Source organism: Microbacterium sp. ZW3a (genome assembly GCF_057167165.1).
On record NZ_CM169903.1, the window covers coordinates 3047332 to 3063657 of the forward strand.

17 protein-coding genes and 1 tRNA gene are annotated in these 16326 nt (G+C 72.3%); 9 read left to right on the top strand and 9 right to left on the bottom strand.

Annotated features, from left to right (window positions below; all coding sequences use genetic code 11):
- Position 1 precedes the first annotated feature (1 nt).
- The 3 genes from ACU6WY_RS14195 to ACU6WY_RS14205 all read left to right on the top strand — a co-directional run bounded on the left by ACU6WY_RS14195 (position 2) and on the right by ACU6WY_RS14205 (position 3691).
- On the top strand, positions 2-1696 hold the full coding sequence (locus ACU6WY_RS14195) for a protein kinase domain-containing protein (RefSeq protein WP_483820288.1): 1695 nt from the start codon (positions 2-4) through the stop codon (positions 1694-1696).
- A complete protein-coding gene (locus tag ACU6WY_RS14200) occupies positions 1693-2259 on the top strand; it encodes a hypothetical protein (protein ID WP_483820289.1) in 567 nt (188 codons plus the stop codon). Before ACU6WY_RS14195 ends, ACU6WY_RS14200 begins: the two co-directional genes overlap by 4 nt.
- Before the next feature lie 64 nt (positions 2260-2323).
- Positions 2324-3691 (top strand): MFS transporter, encoded by a 1368-nt coding sequence (locus ACU6WY_RS14205; protein WP_483820290.1) that lies wholly within the window; start codon positions 2324-2326, stop codon positions 3689-3691.
- 165 nt (positions 3692-3856) lie between these two features.
- On the opposite strand, the gene ACU6WY_RS14210 is transcribed toward ACU6WY_RS14205, so the two are convergent.
- The gene (locus tag ACU6WY_RS14210) at positions 3857-4372 is read right to left on the bottom strand and encodes a MarR family winged helix-turn-helix transcriptional regulator (RefSeq protein ID WP_483820291.1); all 516 of its coding nucleotides are present in this window, start codon (positions 4370-4372) and stop codon (positions 3857-3859) included.
- Between the two features lie 106 nt (positions 4373-4478).
- On the opposite strand from ACU6WY_RS14210, the gene ACU6WY_RS14215 reads away from it, so the two are divergent.
- Positions 4479-5327 carry a hypothetical protein gene (locus ACU6WY_RS14215; protein WP_483820292.1) on the top strand — a complete coding sequence of 283 codons (849 nt, stop codon included), beginning with the start codon at positions 4479-4481 and terminating at the stop codon, positions 5325-5327.
- 200 nt (positions 5328-5527) lie between these two features.
- Here the strand turns inward: ACU6WY_RS14215 and dcd are convergent, their stop codons facing one another.
- Entirely contained in the window at positions 5528-6133 is a 606-nt protein-coding gene (dcd, locus tag ACU6WY_RS14220) for a dCTP deaminase (RefSeq protein ID WP_483820293.1), read from the bottom strand.
- A gap of 109 nt (positions 6134-6242) precedes the next feature.
- Between dcd and ACU6WY_RS14225 the strand changes: the two genes are divergently transcribed.
- Positions 6243-6316, top strand: a tRNA-Gly gene (locus ACU6WY_RS14225).
- A gap of 143 nt (positions 6317-6459) precedes the next feature.
- On the opposite strand, the gene ACU6WY_RS14230 is transcribed toward ACU6WY_RS14225, so the two are convergent.
- Entirely contained in the window at positions 6460-6726 is a 267-nt protein-coding gene (locus ACU6WY_RS14230; protein ID WP_138173909.1) for a GlsB/YeaQ/YmgE family stress response membrane protein, read from the bottom strand.
- Between the two features lie 231 nt (positions 6727-6957).
- Here ACU6WY_RS14230 and ACU6WY_RS14235 point away from each other — a divergent pair, with 231 nt between their 5' ends.
- Positions 6958-7644 carry an SGNH/GDSL hydrolase family protein gene (locus tag ACU6WY_RS14235; RefSeq protein ID WP_483820294.1) on the top strand — a complete coding sequence of 229 codons (687 nt, stop codon included), beginning with the start codon at positions 6958-6960 and terminating at the stop codon, positions 7642-7644.
- Between the two features lie 150 nt (positions 7645-7794).
- Here ACU6WY_RS14235 and ACU6WY_RS14240 read toward each other — a convergent pair whose 3' ends face one another.
- A complete protein-coding gene (locus ACU6WY_RS14240; protein ID WP_483820295.1) occupies positions 7795-8181 on the bottom strand; it encodes an ester cyclase in 387 nt (128 codons plus the stop codon).
- Positions 8182-8410: 229 nt separating this feature from the next.
- Between ACU6WY_RS14240 and ACU6WY_RS14245 the strand changes: the two genes are divergently transcribed.
- Both ACU6WY_RS14245 and ACU6WY_RS14250 read left to right on the top strand, forming a co-directional pair.
- Positions 8411-9883 (top strand): HNH endonuclease, encoded by a 1473-nt coding sequence (locus ACU6WY_RS14245; protein WP_483820296.1) that lies wholly within the window; start codon positions 8411-8413, stop codon positions 9881-9883.
- A 374-nt stretch (positions 9884-10257) separates the two neighbouring features.
- Entirely contained in the window at positions 10258-11571 is a 1314-nt protein-coding gene (locus ACU6WY_RS14250) for a cytochrome P450 (RefSeq protein WP_483820297.1), read from the top strand.
- Here ACU6WY_RS14250 and pcaC read toward each other — a convergent pair.
- The 5 genes from pcaC to pcaH are packed head-to-tail and all read right to left on the bottom strand — an operon-like array spanning position 11562 to position 15423.
- Positions 11562-11981, bottom strand: coding sequence for a 4-carboxymuconolactone decarboxylase (pcaC, locus tag ACU6WY_RS14255; RefSeq protein ID WP_483820298.1), 420 nt, complete (start codon positions 11979-11981; stop codon positions 11562-11564). The genes ACU6WY_RS14250 and pcaC overlap by 10 nt on opposite strands.
- Complete coding sequence (locus tag ACU6WY_RS14260; protein ID WP_483820299.1) at positions 11978-12748, bottom strand: alpha/beta fold hydrolase; 771 nt, start codon at positions 12746-12748, stop codon at positions 11978-11980. The genes pcaC and ACU6WY_RS14260 overlap by 4 nt, the downstream gene beginning before the upstream one ends.
- Positions 12745-14070: a lyase family protein gene (locus ACU6WY_RS14265; protein WP_483820300.1), complete on the bottom strand. Its 1326-nt coding sequence runs from the start codon at positions 14068-14070 to the stop codon at positions 12745-12747. Before ACU6WY_RS14265 ends, ACU6WY_RS14260 begins: the two co-directional genes overlap by 4 nt.
- Positions 14060-14617: a protocatechuate 3,4-dioxygenase subunit alpha gene (pcaG, locus tag ACU6WY_RS14270; RefSeq protein ID WP_483820301.1), complete on the bottom strand. Its 558-nt coding sequence runs from the start codon at positions 14615-14617 to the stop codon at positions 14060-14062. Before pcaG ends, ACU6WY_RS14265 begins: the two co-directional genes overlap by 11 nt.
- Complete coding sequence (gene pcaH, locus ACU6WY_RS14275) at positions 14614-15423, bottom strand: protocatechuate 3,4-dioxygenase subunit beta (protein ID WP_483820302.1); 810 nt, start codon at positions 15421-15423, stop codon at positions 14614-14616. The genes pcaG and pcaH overlap by 4 nt, the downstream gene beginning before the upstream one ends.
- An 89-nt stretch (positions 15424-15512) precedes the next feature.
- Between pcaH and ACU6WY_RS14280 the strand changes: the two genes are divergently transcribed.
- A complete protein-coding gene (locus tag ACU6WY_RS14280) occupies positions 15513-16265 on the top strand; it encodes an IclR family transcriptional regulator (RefSeq protein ID WP_483820303.1) in 753 nt (250 codons plus the stop codon).
- Positions 16266-16326 lie beyond the last annotated feature (61 nt).

A 16326-nucleotide genomic window follows, 5' to 3' on the forward strand; every position in this document is an offset into this window, starting at 1 on the left:
CATGTCCGAGACGTCGGAGGGGCTCGTCGGCGGGCGGTACGCGCTCGGCGAGCTCCTCGGCGTGGGCGGAACAGGCTCGGTGTTCGCCGCGGTCGATCGCGAGGCCGCGGACGCCCGCGTCGCGGTGAAGCTGCTGCACCCGCACCTGTGCGCCGACGAAGCGGCGCGCGCGGCCTTCCTGCGCGAAGCAGCGCGCGCGGCCGACCTCATCCACCCGAACATCGTACGGATCCACGGCGCCGGGCTCCACGATGCCGCCGGCGTCACGATGCCGTGGATCGCGCTCGACCTGCTCGACGGCCCCACGCTGCGGGAGCGGGTCGCCGCGGCGGGTCCGCTCCCTCCGGCCGAGGCGGCCGCCGTCGTCGACGGGGTCCTCGCCGGGCTGGCCGTCGCGCACGCCGCGGGCATCGTGCACCGGGATGTGACGCCGCAGAACGTCGTGCTGCCGGCGGGCGATGCCGCGTCGCCCGCCGCCGCGCGGCTCATCGACTTCGGGCTCTCGGATGCCACGGGTCGCTCGACCCTCGGCGGCGACGTTCTGCTGGCCGGGCCCGTCGCCGACGGCGCCGGGGTGGTCGGCAACGCGGCGTTCATGTCGCCGGAGCAGGCCCGCGGGCTGCCGGTCCGTGCCGTGAGCGACCTGTACCAGGCCGGCGCGGTGCTCTTCTTCGCGCTGACGGGTCACGCCCCGTTCCCCCGCGCGACGACCGAGCAGGTGCTGCGCGCGCATCTCGATGCCCCTCCCCCGGTGCCCTCCGCCCTGGTCGCGGCCGCGCGCCCGTTCGACCGCGTCGTGACGCGCGCCATGGCGAAGACGCCCGCGCACCGCTTCCGCGACGCCGAGGAGTTCCGCGCGGCGCTGCGGACGGCCGCCGCGTCGGTGCCGTCCGCGGCGAGCGCCCCCGCGCACGACACGGGCGATACCGAGGCCCCGGGCTTCACGAAGCTGCTCGGTGCCCCGGGCGACGACGAACCGCTGGCGTACCTCCGGCCGAGCACCGCAGACACCGACCGGCGACCGTCGGCGAGCGCGGCCCCGCGCACGACCGGAGCCGTCGCGGCGATCGTGATCCTGGGAATCCTCGGATTCGGCGCGTGGGCCGCGATCGTGTCCACCGCCGAGCCCGGGGCGGCGGCCGCACCGGGGACGCCGTCGCCGACCGCGCCGACCGCGTCGGCGCCCGCTCCCTCGAGCGAGCCGGCTCTCTCGCCGCCGCCGCTCCCCACTCCCCAGCCGGCATCGACCGTGGAGCCGACGGTCGTCGTACCCCCGCTCTCGGGCAGCCTGCCCGTCGCCGACGCCGCCCTGCGCGCCGCGGGTCTGGTCTTGGGCGACGTATCGCGCGTGGAGTCGGCCAACGAGGTAGACCGGGTGCTCGGCCAGCATCCTCCCGTCGGGGAGTCCGTGCCCCGCGGGTCTCGCGTGGATGTGACCGTGGCATCCGGGGCCAATGTCGTGCCCCAGGTGAGCGGGATGAGTGTCGCCGCCGCGTCGGCGGCCCTGCAGTCCGCCGGGTTCGCCGCGACCGCCGACGGGGCGGGCGTCACGGCGATCGTCGATCGGGTGCACCCCGCGGCGGGGACGGTGCTGCGGCTGGGCGTCACCGTGACGCTGACCACCGTGCCGGAGTCCCCCTCGACGCCGACCCCCGGTCCGTCCACCCCATCACCGACCGAGAGTGGGCGACCATGACGCCCCGCCGCGTTCCGCCGTCGTCGCGCTCGCCCCGGCAGCCGTCGAGCGACCCCGTCGAGGCCTCCGATCGGCGGGACGCGATCGAGGTCTTCTCCGTCGAGATCGACGCGGATCGCCACCGCGGCCGCTCGCTGGTGCGCGCGCGCACGCTCACCATGACTCCGATAGACGGGACGGCGCTCCCCGGGGTGCTGTACCGTCCCGACGGGTCATTCTGGGGCGTGACCGGTGTCGATGGGAGGACCCTCGCGATTCGCACCGAGACCTTCATCAGCCCGGCCGTGGCGCGGGCGGATGCCGAGGAGCTCCTCGTGTGCGCGCGCGAGTTCCGGTACGTGCCGGTGCGCGACGGGACCGGCCGCTCCTCGATGTGGATCGTGTACGACGGCCGCGTCGTGCTGGTGGCCGGGGGTGTGCAGCGCGAGGGTCTGCGCCCCCTGGAAAGCACGCTGCGCCAGGCGATCACGCGCGTCGCCCCCCGCATCGTTCCGCCCCGGTCGGGCCGTGCCGGCACCCCGGAGGAGGGGACGACGCCGGCGGCGAGCGAGACCTCGGGGTGATTCGTTCGAGAACGGCCCTCGCGGTGGACCCCGGTGTTCACCGAAACCCTCTAGCGTGACGCTCATGACTTCCGCGGCATCCGCCCCTTCCACCGACGTCCGACGGCCCGTCCTCGCGTGGGCGCTGTGGGACTGGGGCTCGGCGGCGTTCAACGCGGTCGTGACGACGTTCGTGTTCAGCACCTACCTCTCGAGCACGCTGTTCGTCGACCCGGCCATCGTGGCTGCGGCCGGCGACGACGCCAACGACCCCGCGCTGGTGAGGGCTCTCGCCTCGAACGCCAGCCTCATCGGTACCGCGCTGATGATCGCCGGCATCGCCGTGGCGCTGCTGGCCCCGGTCATCGGCCAGCGCAGCGACGGCACGGGACGCCGCAAGCTGTGGCTGGGTGTGAACACCGCCGTGGTCGTGCTCGCGATGGCCGCGATGGTGTTCGTCGAGGGCACACCGGCCTACCTGGTGCTCGGCGCGACCCTGCTGGCCGTCGGCAACGTCTTCTTCGAGTTCGCCAGCGTCAACTACTACGCGATGCTGTCGCAGGTCTCCACGCGCGAGAACATCGGCCGCGTCTCGGGCTTCGGCTGGGGCATGGGATACGTCGGCGGCATCGTGCTCCTGCTCGTGCTCCTGGTGCTGTTCATCCAGGGATTCGGGAACCCGGATGCCGCGGGCCTTCTCGCCGTGTCGAAGGACGGCGGTCTGAACGTGCGGCTGGCCGTCCTGGCATCCGCAGTCTGGTTCGCGGTGTTCGCGATCCCCGTGCTCGTGCGCGTGCCCGAGATCCCGGCGCAGCGCCGAAAGGTGCGGGTCGGGTTCTTCCAGTCGTACGTGGTGCTGTGGGGGACGCTGCGCTCGCTCTGGCGTGACAGCCGCCCGGTGCTGATGTTCCTCATCGCCAGCGCGGTGTTCCGCGACGGGCTCACGGGCGTCTTCACCTTCGGGGCGATCATCGCCGCGCAGGTCTTCGGGTTCTCGGCGACCGAGGTGCTGTACTTCGCCGTCGCCGCCAACGTCGTCGCCGGCATCAGCACGATGTTCGCCGGACGCCTCGACGACCGCTTCGGCCCCAAGCGCGTGATCGTGGTGTCGCTGATCGGACTGATCGTGCTCGGCTCCGCCGTGCTGTTCATCGGCACGTCGCAGCCCGCGTTCTGGGTCGCGGGGCTCGGCCTCGGGCTGTTCGTCGGTCCCGTGCAGTCGGCGAGCCGCACCTATCTCTCCCGCGCGACACCCGAGGGCCGCGAGGGAGAGATCTTCGGTCTCTACGCCACGACCGGCCGCGCCGTCTCGTTCCTCGCGCCGGGCTCGTTCGCGCTGTTCGTCGGGATCACGGGCGACACGCGCCTCGGCATCCTCGGGATCGTGCTGATCCTCGCCGTGGGCCTGGCGCTGATGATCCGCGTGCCGAACCGCGGGGCCGTGATTCGCTGAGGCGGGGCGGGCGGGGTGCGGGCGGCCCACGCCGCCGTGCGAAACTCCTGAGTTTCTGCCATCGACCACGCGTGGACCGGCGGAATCCCGCCGGTGCCGGCCGCGGCGCCGACGATTTCTCAGGAGTTTCGCACGCGAACCGATCCCGAACCGGATGCCGCGGACTCAGTCCCGCGGCCAGGCGTCGGCGAACTTCGTGAGCAACCGCGCGAGTTCGGCGCGCTCGTCGTCGGTGAAGGACTGCAGCGCGGAGCGCACGGCATCCCGTCGCCGCCCGCGCACGCCCGATACGAGGCGCTCGCCCTCGGCGGTGAGGCGCACGCGGGTGCGGCGGGCGTCGTCGGGGTCGGGCTCGCGCTCGACGAGACCCATCTGCGCGCCCTGCTGCACCAGGCGTGAGGCGCGGGGCTGATCCACCCCGACCGCCTCGGCGATCTCGCTCACCGACAACGGGCCGGATGCCGCGACCAACGCGTCGAGCATGCGCAGGCGCGCGACTCCGGCGAATCTCCCCTGGCCGGGGTCGGCCCAGGGCGGGCCACCGTGGAACGGGTGGTGCCCGTGCCCGTGGTGCTCGTGCTCGTGGCCGTGCGGACCGCCGCGACCGAACGGCGGACGCGGGCGGCGACCCCGCAGCTGGGCGAGAGCGGCGGCGATCGCGTCGGCGGGGTCGGTGGTCACATCCCGATTTTACATGTCGCTTGACAAGCATTCGAAATGCATGTCACAGTACATCCGTTGTCACATGACATGTATTGGCGAATTCCCCGCTACGAAAGGAACACCCATGAGCACCTCCACACCTCTGGACCCCCGCAGCCTCGCCCGCCGTCTCACCACGGTCGGTCACGCGCTGCACCACCGCCTGTTCGCGCAGCTGCGCGAGGGCGGCCTCCGCCCCAAGACCGCGCTGATCCTCGGCGTGATCGACGGGCGTGTCGACTCCCCGTGGATCCGCGAGCGCATCGCCCGCGGGGGCAAACGCGTCACCGCGCTAGCGGAACGCGGCTGGATCGAGCCGGGCGACGACGGCTGGACGCTGACCGCGGCCGGACGCGAGGTCATCGACCGAGTGGATGCCGAGCGCTCGGCGCTCCTGTCCGACATTCCGGCCGAAGAGCTGCAGCGACTCGTCGCCTCGCTCGACGCCGTGGCCGACGCTCTGGGCCTCGACGACGACCGCCTCGACCCGCGTGGACGCGGTGGGTTCGGGCCGGGGTTTGGGTCGGGCGGGCGCGGCGGGTTCGGGCCGGGCGGGCGCGGCGGGTTCGGGCACGCGTTCGGGCCGGGCGGGCGCGGCGAACACGCGCTCCACGAGCACGGCGACCACGCGCACCACCCGCACGGCGAGCACGGCCCCGGCCACCGCCCGCACGGCGAGCACGCCGGTCGCGGTTGCGACGCCCTGCACGGCGAGCACGAGCACGGCCACGGCGGGCACGAGCACGGCGACGGGCACGGCCACGGCGACGGGCACGAGCACGGCGACGGGCACGGCCACGGCGGGCACCGGCACGGCGACCCCCGACACGGCGGTCACGGGCACCACCGCGGACACCGCGCGGCGCAGCGCGCCTACGAACGCGGCTTCGACGCCGGGTTCAGCCGCGGCCTCGAGTCCTCGGCATCCGAGTGATCACCGATAAACGCTCTGACCGGCGAGACACGCCCCACCACCGCGTGTCTCGCCGTGGGTGGCGTTTATCGCTGCTGGGCGCGCGCGAGCACGGCACCGGCACGGCGCCGGCACGGCGCGGGCGCGCGCGAGCGTGGGGCGGGCGCGAGGCACCGCGCGAGCGCAGCGCCCGTCCGCGCCGCGCGGCGCAAACGCCCGGCTCAGCGCCCGGCAGCGCCGGCATCGGACGCGCCGACGTCGGTGCGGTGAAAGTTCAGCGCCGAGCGCGACGCCGTCGGACCACGCTGGCCCTGGTAGCGGTTGCCGTAGGGGCCGGAGCCGTAGGGGTTCTCAGCGGGCGATGACAGCCGGAAGTAGCAGACCTGGCCGATCTTCATGCCGGGCCAGAGCTTGATGGGTAGCGTCGCGACATTCGAGAGCTCGAGCGTCACGTGCCCCGAGAATCCCGGGTCGATGAAGCCCGCGGTCGAGTGGGTGAGAAGCCCGAGGCGTCCGAGCGAGGACTTGCCCTCGAGACGCGCGGCGACATCGTCGGGCAGGGTGACTCGCTCGAACGTCGATCCGAGTGCGAATTCGCCCGGATGAAGAATGAACGGCTCCTTGGGCTCGACCTCGATGAGGCGCGTGAGCTCGGGCTGATCCTCGGCCGGATCGATGAAGGGGTACTTGTGGTTGTCGAACAGCCGGAAGTAGCGGTCGAGCCGCACATCGACGCTCGAGGGCTGCACCATGGCGGGATCGAAGGGGTCGAGACCCAGGCGTCCGGAGGCGAGTTCAGCGCGGATGTCGCGATCGGAGAGCAGCACGGCCCCAGCCTAGAGGGGCAGCCTCGGCCCGTCACGCGAGGCGGATCGAACGAGAAGGTGGATGCCACGACCGACGCTGTTATGCTGGCGGAAGTGCCGTCAGGCGCTCGGGGCTGTAGTTCAATGGCAGAACTTCTGCTTCCCAAGCAGATAGCGCGGGTTCGATTCCCGTCAGCCCCTCCACGGGTCCGACGTACCGCCACAGCGGTGTGCCGGACCTTTTGCGTGACACCGGCCCGGCGACGGCGAAGGCACCCACCCCCCCTCACCAACGAAAACCGGGCCCCTCCACCCGATGGGTGAAGAGGCCCGGCAACAGCGACGCGTCAGTTCTTGGCGCGACGCCCCACGATGAGACCGTAGATCAGCAGCACGATGATCGAGCCGCCGATGGCGAGGAGCCAGGTCTGGATCGAGAAGAAGTCCTGCAGCGGTGCGTTGAAGAGCAGTCCGCCGAGGAAGCCGCCCAGAAGAGCTCCGACCACGCCGAGCAGGAGCGTGATCAGCCAGCCGCCGCCCTGCTTGCCCGGGAGGATCAGCTTGGCGATGGCCCCGGCGAGGAGTCCGAGGAGCAGGAATCCGAAGAAGCCCATGTTGTTCCTTCCGAAGGTGAATCAGCGACCGGAAACCCGGACGCTCTTTCCAGCATGGGGTGCACATCCTCAGAACCGAGGGGCCTTGCAATCTGCCGCGAATTCGGTATGAGTCCCTGTGAGGGGTGTCATTCGCGATGCGGGATACGGCCCCTGTGAATGCGAGAATGCCCGCCGCGGTGGCATCCGTCGCCCGGAAATCGGGCTACGCCCCCGCCCGAGCGCGCAGAATTGACGCATGCGCCGACTGCTCGGGATTGTCGTTGCGGCGGTGTTCACGCTCGGACTCTCCGCCTGTACGCCCGACCCTGCCCCGGCGCCACAACCCTCCCCCGGGGCGACGACGGTGGCGTTCTACGGCGATTCGTACACGCGCGGCACCGGGGCCAGCGCGCCGACAAACGCTGGTCGACCATCATCAGTGCGGAGCGCGGCTGGACCGAGATCAACCGCAGCGAGAACGGCCTCGGCTTCGTCAACCGCCGCGCGAGCATCGGCGCGGGGCTCGACGACATCCCGGCCCAGATCATCGAGGATCGCCCCGACATCGTGTTCGTCACGATGGGCCTCAACGACAACTTCAGTTACGACCAGGCGGCCGACGAGATCCGCGCAGCCATCGACAGCGATCTCGACCGGCTGCGCGCGGGCCTCCCCGATGCCCGCATCATCGTAGTCGAGCCGTTCTGGTACACGGACGAGCGGCCCGAATCGGTCGACGTCATCATCGGGTGGGTGCGGGATGCCGCGGGCCGCATCGGCGCCGATCACATCGCCGGCGCGAGCCGCTGGCTCGACGGGCACTACGCCGACAGCCCCGACAGCTGGATGGCCGCCGACAGCCTCCACCCCGACGACACCGGCTACGCCCACCTGGCCGAACGAATGGATGCCGAGCTCCGCACGCTCGGACTGTGAGCCGCGCGCGCTGCCTTCCGGCTTCCGCGCGGGGCTCGGTGCTGTCTTATAGCTGCGGGGCTCGGTGCTCTCTTATAGCTGCGGGGCTCGGTGCTCGCGTATGGCTGCGGGGCTCGGTGCTCGCGTATGGCTGCGGGGGTCGGTGCTCCCTTATAGCTGCTGGGCGATGAGATCCGCGTCGTCGGTTCCGGATGCCTCGGCGATCCGGCCCGCGGCGACCCGGTACATCGCGAACTGGGCGATGTTCACCCGCCGCCGCGTCGCCGCGCGGTGGAGGAAGGGTCCCGTGTGCGTGCCGCTTCCGCGCAGGTGGACGGCGAGACGGTCGTCCTCAACGAGGATCTGGATGCGCCGCCACTGCCAGTCGGGAAAACCGCGCCACAGCTCGGCGAGATCGTCGACCCACGCGTCAGCCCCCGCCGGGAGGTGCGCCCGGCGCACGTCGGGAGCGAGGAACCGCCGCACCTCATCGAGGTCGTGCCGGTTGAGGGCATCGAGGAACTCGGCGAACCACTCCCGCATTTCCCACGATTCCACTCGGCCATTATCCGAGCACCCGCGGATGGTCGGGTGAGAGGCGGCTCCGCACTGCACCGCAGAAGTTCATCTGCGTGGTGACCAAGACAGAGCGAGACGGCCCTGACCGGGCAGTTCGTCGCCGCCGATGCACGAGACCGCTCCTCCCCAACGGAGGGGTCGCGCGCATCGTCCCCACCAAGGCCGTCGTGGCGGACGCGATGTCGGAGGCCGTCGCTAGCATGCAGACATGCACCCCGGCACGCCGACACCTCCACCCCCAGACAGGGATAGCCCCCTCTCCCGGGTGCTCGTCGAGGTGCTCGCGGCCGATGCCGATCTCGCCGTCGTCGAAACCAGACGCGTCCGCGCCTTGGCCCGCGCCGGGCACCTCGCTCTCGACGCGATCGCTGGCCAGCGGACCACGGCGAGAGCGGCCGAACTCGCGCTGCGCGAGGTCGCGTCCGAGATCGCCGCGGCCGAGCATCTGTCCGATCGCACCGTGCAGGCGCAGATCGGCAGAGCAATGACCCTCGCCGACCACTACCCGGCGACGCTCGACGCCTGGGCGGCCGGGGCGCTGACACGCGCCCACGTGCAGGTGATCGTCGAGGCGGGTATGCCCGTGCCGGTAGAACATCGAGGGGAGTTCGACGTTCTCGCCGTGGCCACCGCCGACGGGCTCAGCCCCGGCCGGCTGCGTGCCCGACTGGCGATGCTGGCCGAACGCGTCCAGCCCACCACCCTCACCGAACGACACCGGTCGGGTCGCGAGACCCGTACCGTCCGCATCGTCCGCGGAGACAACGGCATGTCGGATCTCATTGCCACCCTGCCGACGGTGCTCGCCGAGGGGATTCACGATCGATTGATGCGGCAGGCACGCGCCCTCATCGATGCGCGCGCGGAAACCGGCGAGGGAGCCGATTCCGGTGGGTCTGGCGACCCCGGTGCGCGCGTCGAGCCCGGTGGGCGCGTCGAACCCGGTGGGCGCGTCGAACCCGGGGGGCGCGTCGAATCCGGGGGGCGCGTCGAATCCGGTGGGCGCGTCGAACCGGACACCCGCACTGCCGATCAGGTCCGCGCCGACATCCTCGCCGACCTGCTCCTGACCGCTGCGCCGACCGCAGACCCCACTCGCACCGACGACGGCCCCGGCACCCTCGGCGCAATCCGCGCGAAGATCCAGGTCGTCGTGCCGGCGCTGACCATGCTGAACCCCGGCAACGAGAACATGGACCCCGCTGAACTCGTCGGGCACGGCCCCGTCGACGCCGAGACGGCTCGTGCAATCGCCGAGGCGACGTCGCTGCCGTGGGACCGCGTCATCACCCACCCGATCACCGGGGCGGTGCTGCACGTCGACACCTACCAGCGCACCGCCGCGATCGACCGCTACCTCCGCGCCCGCGACCGCCACTGCCGGTGGCCCGGCTGCACCGCCCCGGCCATCCGCTGCGAGGTCGATCACAATCACGATCACGCCCTCGGCGGCAAAACCGAGGTCTGCAACCTCTGCCACTTCTGCCAGAGACACCACACCCAGAAGCAGTTCACCGCGTGGCACGTGCGACAGCTCCCCGGCGGAGTCCTCGAGTTCACCTCACCCACCGGCCGCGTCTATACCGAGCATCCCCTCCCCTACCCGCCAGCGGTTCAGTTCGTCCCCGACCCGCCACCCCAACCGGCGGCGCGGCCATCGCCAGAGCCCGCGCCCTTCTGACCGCCCACCGGGCCCGAGCACCGGGCAGCGGGCATCTACGCCGCGGGCGGGCACCGGGCACCGGCATCGGCACCGGCACCGGCACCGGGCCGTGACTTCCGCGCACCGCACTCGGCAGCCAGCAGCCGCGCGCCAGCACCGGGCGCCGGTTCGTCACTTCCGCGCACCGCATTCGGCATCCAGCAGCCGCACGCGCACCGCGCACCGCGCACCGCGCACCGCGCACCGCGCACCGGCCACCGCGCCCTGCCCACGGCCCACCGCGCACCGCCCACCGCCCACCGCCCACCGCCCACCGAAGCTTCGGCTATCACACCCGCCCCGCCACCGCCGCCCCCTCGGACTCCCGCCCCGTCCGTGCGAGCGTGGCCGACATGGCATCCCCCTCGGCCCTCCTCCGCGACGACTCCCTCTCGCTACTTCTGCGCGGCTATGGATTCGGCGCCCACCTCTGGCGCCGCGCCGACCGCGGCGCACGCGCGGTGACGTTCCGCCTCCTGGGCCGCGAGGCGCTGCTGGTCCGCGGCGAGGAGGGAGTGCGACTGTTCTACGACGAGGCACTCACCCGCCGCCACGGCGCAATGCCCGCCTTCATCCAAGAATCGCTGTTCGGCCACGGCTCGGTGCACAGCCTCGACGGCGACGACCACCGCCACCGCAAGGCCACCTTCGTCGACGTGCTCTACGACGACGCCGAAGTGCAGCGCCTCCTCCCCGAACTCGACCGGCAGTGGCAGAGCGAGCTCGACGCATGGGTCGCGGGTGGCGACCGCACCGCATACGACGCCGCCGTCGGGGCCCTGGGCCGCGCGATCCTGCGCTGGGCCGGCATCCCGGGCACCCCGGCCGCACAGACACGGTGGGCAAGACGACAAGCCCAGATCGTCGACGGATTCGGAGTGCCCTACTCGCCCGAATTCCTGCTCGCACTCGTCAACCGCGCGTGGTCGGATCGCCACGCCGCCGAACTCATCGACGCCACCCGCGCGGGCACTCTGCAGCCCGACGAGAACACCGCCCTGCAGGCGTGGGCCACCCACCGCGACCGCAACGGCGACCTCCTCACGGCACGGCAGGCCGGCGTCGAGCTGCAGAACAGCTTCCGCCCCATGATCGCCGTCTCCCGCTTCGTAGCCTTCGCAGCAAAAGAGCTGCACGACCGACCCGAATGGCGCGAGCGCATTGCCGACGAGACCGCCACCCGCGGCTCCCTCGTCGGCGGCGAGCTCGCCACGATGTTCGCGCAGGAGATTCGTCGCACCGCCCCCTTCGTCCCCCTGCTCCCCGCGTGGGCGTCGACCGACATCGAACTCGACGGTCAGCGGGTGTCGAAGGGGGGCCGCGTCGTGCTCGACATCCTCGGCACCGACACCGACACGCGCGAATGGGAGCGACCCACGCGATTCGAGCCCGAGCGCTTCCGCGGCGTCGACGACTACGAGGCGCTGGCCGCGTTCGTTCCGCACGGCGGCGCCGACGTGGCCACGGGCCACCGCTGCCCCGGCGAGAAGCTCGCGATCGCCGGACTCGCCGCCGCCGTCGCCGCGCTCAGCGACCCCCGCATCCGCATCAGCGGCCGCGGACTCGACGTGAACAGGCGACGGATGCCGACCAAGCCCCGTTCCGGCGGCCGGGTGCGCCGCACCGACGCGCCGTCGGGCTGCCCCTTCCACCGGGGTCAGTCGTAGCTCTCCGCCGCCTCCTCGGCACCGAACACCTCGGTCGCGATACGGAACGCCGTATTCGCAGCGGGCACGCCCGAATAGATCGCCGACTGCAGGATGACCTCGCGGATCTCGTCGACGGTGAGGCCGTTACGCAGAGCCGCGCGCAGGTGCATCGCCAACTCCTCGTGATGCCCGTGGGCGATGAGCGAACTCAGCACGGCGACCGAGCGCGACCGACGGTCCAGGCCCGGCCGCGACCAGATGTCACCCCACGCCACGCGCGTGATGAAGTCCTGCCAGTCGGCGGTGAGCTCGGACGCTGCGGCAGTGGCGCGGTCGACGTGGGCGTCCGAGAGCACCTCGCGCCGCACCGCCATGCCCTGGTCGTAGCGTTCGGCGTCGGTCAGTCCGTCACCGTCGGGGCGGGTCATCGGGCGTCTCCCTCGGTCACGGATGCGAAAAACGAGCGCAGCAGCGCGGCCACGGCCTCGGGCTGCTCGGCGGGCGGCAGGTGCCCGGCATCGTCGATGCGCGCGACGCGTCCGTGCTGCACCCCCTCGGCGATCTCGACGGCCTTCGCCTCGGGAGCGACCGCGTCGAACTCCCCCCAGGCCGCGAGAACCGGAATCTCGATCCGCCCGAGCTCGCCGCGCACGTCGTACGCCGCGAGCGCCTCGCAGCACCGGGCGTAGCTGTCGTCGTCGGCGTCCTGCAGAACGTGGAGCAGGCGCCCGGTGAGCTCGGGGCGTCGCGCGATCGACTCGGGCGCGAACCACCGCTGCGCCGAACCGATGAGGAGGCTCGACGTGCTCTGCGTCCGCGCCTGCGCCGCACGCTCGGCCCAGGCGGCGGGGTCGCCGAGCTGCGCTCCGGATGCCACGATCGCCGCCGCCCGCATCCGATCGCCGTGCCGCACGGCCAGCTCGAGCCCCGTGGCCCCGCCGAGCGAGACGCCCGCGTAGAGGAACGTCTCGTCGGGCACCGCCGCAGCGACGGCGTCGGCCAGGTCGGCGACCGTGAACGGCGCACGGGCGACCGGCGCCGCACCGTGACCCGGGAGATCCCACGCCGCGACGCGGTAGTCGTCGACCAGCAGCGGCACCACGTCGTCCCAGAGGATCGTCGAGGTGCCCAGCGACGGACCGAGCACGACGAGCGGAGCCCCTTCGCGGCCGACGGGGGCGGTCAGCGAGATCATGCGAGTCCCCCCTCGCGAGCCAAGCGCGACGCGAGGCCGACGTAGCCCGCCGGGTCGAGGAGCGCGTCGATGTCGAGATCCTGCGCCTCGGGCAGGGTCCGCAGTGCGATGCCCAGGTCGCCCTCGCCCGCGACGAGCGCCGCGAACCGCTCCGCCCCGATCCGCGGAACCAGAACTCCCCGCAGCCGTTCGCTGACGATGCGCCCGCCCGTGAGCGCGACGGTGCGGGCAACGGCATCCGGATCCACCCGCAGGTGCGCGGTCAGCGACGACGCGTGCCACGACGCCCCGAGGGCGAGGCGCAGAAGTTCCCGCAGCGTCGGCCACTCGGCGTGCCACGCCCCGTCGGGCCGCTCGTCGACGGCGAGAGCGGATGCCAGGTGCAGCGTGGCGGCCAGCTGCGGCGCCCGCAGCGCGGCGGAACGAAGGAGCACGGCCTCGGCGGGGTTCTGCTTCTGCGGCATCGCCGACGATCCTCCACCGACCCCCTCGGCGACCTCGCCGATCTCGGTGCGGCTGAGGGTCGCGACATCGGCGGCGAGCTTGCCGACCGCGTCGATCGCCTGCGTGAGCGCGTCGCCGAGCTCGGTCACGGGCCAGCGCGTCACGTGCCACGGCGCCTCGGGGGCGTCGAGCCCCGCAGCCCGAGCGAACGCCGCCGGCAGCACCGCCGCGGCCTCCGTCGACCCCGTAATCTCGACGAACGACGCGAGCGTTCCGCCGGCGCCGCCGAGCTGGGCGGGAAAGACGAGCGCGTCGAGCCGATCCACGGCACGCCGGATGCCACGCTCCCACGTCGCCGCGCGGAGCCCCACGGTGGTCGGCACCGCGTGCTGCGTGAGGGTGCGCGCCGCGGCGACGGTGTCGGCGTGCGCGTCGGCGAGCGCGCGCAGCCACTGCGCGGTGTGGGTGAGCGAGGACCGCACCTGGGCGACCGCGCGACGGGCGACGATCATGGTCGCGGTGTCGAGCACGTCCTGACTCGTCGCCCCGCGATGGATCCATACCCGGCAGTCGGCCGGTACACGATCCTTCAGCTCCCCGACGAGCGGGATGACGGGGTTGCCCCCGGCGACCGCCGCTGCCGCGAGCGCCTCGAGGTCGATACCGAGCGAAGGCGAGCCGTACTTCTCGTCGAGCCCGAACGCATGGCCCACGGCATCCGCGACGTCGCGCGGTGCCATCCCCCGGTCGGCGTAGGCCGTCACGAGGGCGCATTCCGACAGGACGAGGGCGTCGAGGTAGGCGCGATCCGACACCAGACCGTCGTGTCCGGCGGTCACGGGCGAGAGCAGCCCGGCATCCAGGGGGTCAGAAGGCAAGGAACACCGTTTCTCTCTCGCCCTGCAGCCGGATGTCGTGGCGGAGATGGCCCTCGGGCGTGCGCGTCGCCACGAGGCTAGCGCGCTCGGCCTCGTCCAGCGACGACAGCAGCGGATCGGCGGCGAGCGCCGCGGCGTCGCCGGGCACGTAGATGCGGGTGTGCAGCTTGTTCGGCAGGCCACGCGCGAACACGATCGCGGCGAAGAATCCGGGACGACCCTGGATGCCACCGGGCTCGCGCGTCCAGAATTTGTAGTGCCCCTCGTCGTCGGTGAAGGCCCGCCCGAATCCGGTGAACGTGTGGTCGTCGCGACGGAACGCCCCGCGGGCGCGGGGCACCGAGCCGTCGGCATCCGCCCCGAAGATCTCGACGAGCGCGTCGGGGATCGGCGCCCCGGCACCGTCGAGAACCGTGCCCGAGAGCACGATCGCACCGGGCGAGTGCGGGAAGGCGATCTGGTGCTGCTTCGGAAACTCCAGCCCGTAGGCGAAGAACGGACCGACCGTCTGCCCCGGGGCGGGCCGGTGGGTCTTGCCGGGGATCACTCGTCGCCCTCCTGCTCGAACCAGGTCGCGTCGGGGCCGTCGACCACGATGTCGAAGCGGTAACCGGTCGCCCACTCGGGCGAGGTGAGGTCGTGGTCGTACACGCCGACGAGGGCGTCGCGGTCCTTCTGCCGGGGGATGCTGTTGTAGATCGGATCCAGCGCGAACAGCGGGTCGCCGGGAAAGTACATCTGGGTGACGAGCCGCTGCGTGAACGAGGAGCCGAACACCGAGAAGTGGATGTGCGCGGGGCGCCACGCGTTCCGGTGGTTCTTCCACGGGTACGGGCCGGGCTTGATCGTGGTGAAGGCGTACTCGCCGTTGTCGTCGGTGACCGCACGACCGGCACCGGTGAAGTTCGGGTCGAGCGGAGCCGGGTGCTGATCGCGCTGGTGGATGTAGCGTCCGGCGGAGTTCGCCTGCCAGATCTCGATGAGCTGATTCGCCAGCGGACGACCCCACGAGTCGAGCAGGCGTCCGCGCACGGTCAGGCGCTCGCCGAGCGGCTCCCCCGCGTGCTGCAGCGTGAGGTCGGACTCGATCGCGGCGACGTCGCGCTGCCCGAACGCGGGCGAGAACAGCTCGATCGTCTCGGGGTCGACGAGCTTCGGGTTCTTCGTCGGGTGGCGCAGCACGCTGGAGCGATAGGCGGGAAAGTCGTACGCGGTCGCCGGCAGCGTCTCGCCGGCGGCCTCGCGCGCGTCGAACGCCGCGTGTGCATCGCGGATTTCGCGTGTGATTTCTTCCTGGGTCGCCTGGTCGGGGGCCGCGAGCAGCGTCTCGGGCGCGGCGGGGGTGCGGGACATGGGTCTCCTTCGACCAGGCCATGTTCCGGCACCGGCCGAGGCGGGCGCCAGCTCGTTCCCGCTGAATGGGAATCGTGGCATCCTGAAGCATGGCCAACTCCCCCTCGGGCGACTCGGTGACCGACCGTCTCGTGCGCATCCTCGAGACCTTCACCCCCACGCGCACCGCCCAGACCACCGCCGACATCGGCCGCCGCGCCGACCTGCCGAGCTCGTCGGCGCACCGGATCGTGAACGAACTCGTGGATGCCGGACTCCTCGAGCGCGACGAGGAGCGCCGGGTGCGCGTGGGCATGCGCCTGTGGGAGCTGGCGACCCGGTCCTCGCACGCGCTGCGGCTGCGCCAGGCCGCCCTCCCCTACATGGAGAGGGTGCAGGTGCGCGTGCGCGAGCACACGCAGCTGGCGATCCTCGAACAGGAGGAGGCCCTGTTCCTCGAGCGGTTGAGCGCCCCCGACTCGGGAGCGAACATCACGCGGGTCGCCGGACGACTCCCGCTGCACGCGTCGTCGTCGGGGCTGGTGCTGCTGGCCTTCGCCCCGAACGACCTGCAGGAGCGGGTGCTGGCCGGTCCCCTGGCGGCGGTGACGCCGGCGACGATCGTCGACCCGGGCGCGCTCCGGCGCACGCTGGCCGAGATCCGCACGCTCGGCCGGGTGATCGCGCCCGGGTACGTCGACGAGGTGTCGACGGGGGTCGCGGTGCCCGTGCGCGACGAGACGGGGGCGGTCATCGCCGCGCTCTCGGTCGTCCTCCCGCGCGACGCCGAGACCCAGTTCGCCCTGGTCGAACTGCACCGCGCCGCCCGCGACACCGAGCGCGCCCTCGGCTACCGCCGCTGACCCCCCTCGTCCGTCCGCGTGAGTCGCCAGGATTTGTCGCCTGCGGCGCCCGAGAAGCGAC

Coding starts and splice junctions, on each gene's coding strand:
- ACU6WY_RS14260 (WP_483820299.1), bottom strand. CDS start 12,748: ATGATCTCGCTGACCGCCCCCGTCGGCCGCGAAGGGGCTCCGCTCGTC.
- pcaH (WP_483820302.1), bottom strand. CDS start 15,423: ATGTCCCGCACCCCCGCCGCGCCCGAGACGCTGCTCGCGGCCCCCGAC.
- pcaC (WP_483820298.1), bottom strand. CDS start 11,981: ATGACCCGCCCCGACGGTGACGGACTGACCGACGCCGAACGCTACGAC.
- ACU6WY_RS14250 (WP_483820297.1), top strand. CDS start 10,258: ATGGCATCCCCCTCGGCCCTCCTCCGCGACGACTCCCTCTCGCTACTT.
- ACU6WY_RS14215 (WP_483820292.1), top strand. CDS start 4,479: ATGAGCACCTCCACACCTCTGGACCCCCGCAGCCTCGCCCGCCGTCTC.
- ACU6WY_RS14280 (WP_483820303.1), top strand. CDS start 15,513: ATGGCCAACTCCCCCTCGGGCGACTCGGTGACCGACCGTCTCGTGCGC.
- ACU6WY_RS14245 (WP_483820296.1), top strand. CDS start 8,411: ATGCACCCCGGCACGCCGACACCTCCACCCCCAGACAGGGATAGCCCC.
- ACU6WY_RS14205 (WP_483820290.1), top strand. CDS start 2,324: ATGACTTCCGCGGCATCCGCCCCTTCCACCGACGTCCGACGGCCCGTC.
- ACU6WY_RS14200 (WP_483820289.1), top strand. CDS start 1,693: ATGACGCCCCGCCGCGTTCCGCCGTCGTCGCGCTCGCCCCGGCAGCCG.
- ACU6WY_RS14195 (WP_483820288.1), top strand. CDS start 2: ATGTCCGAGACGTCGGAGGGGCTCGTCGGCGGGCGGTACGCGCTCGGC.
- ACU6WY_RS14230 (WP_138173909.1), bottom strand. CDS start 6,726: ATGGGCTTCTTCGGATTCCTGCTCCTCGGACTCCTCGCCGGGGCCATC.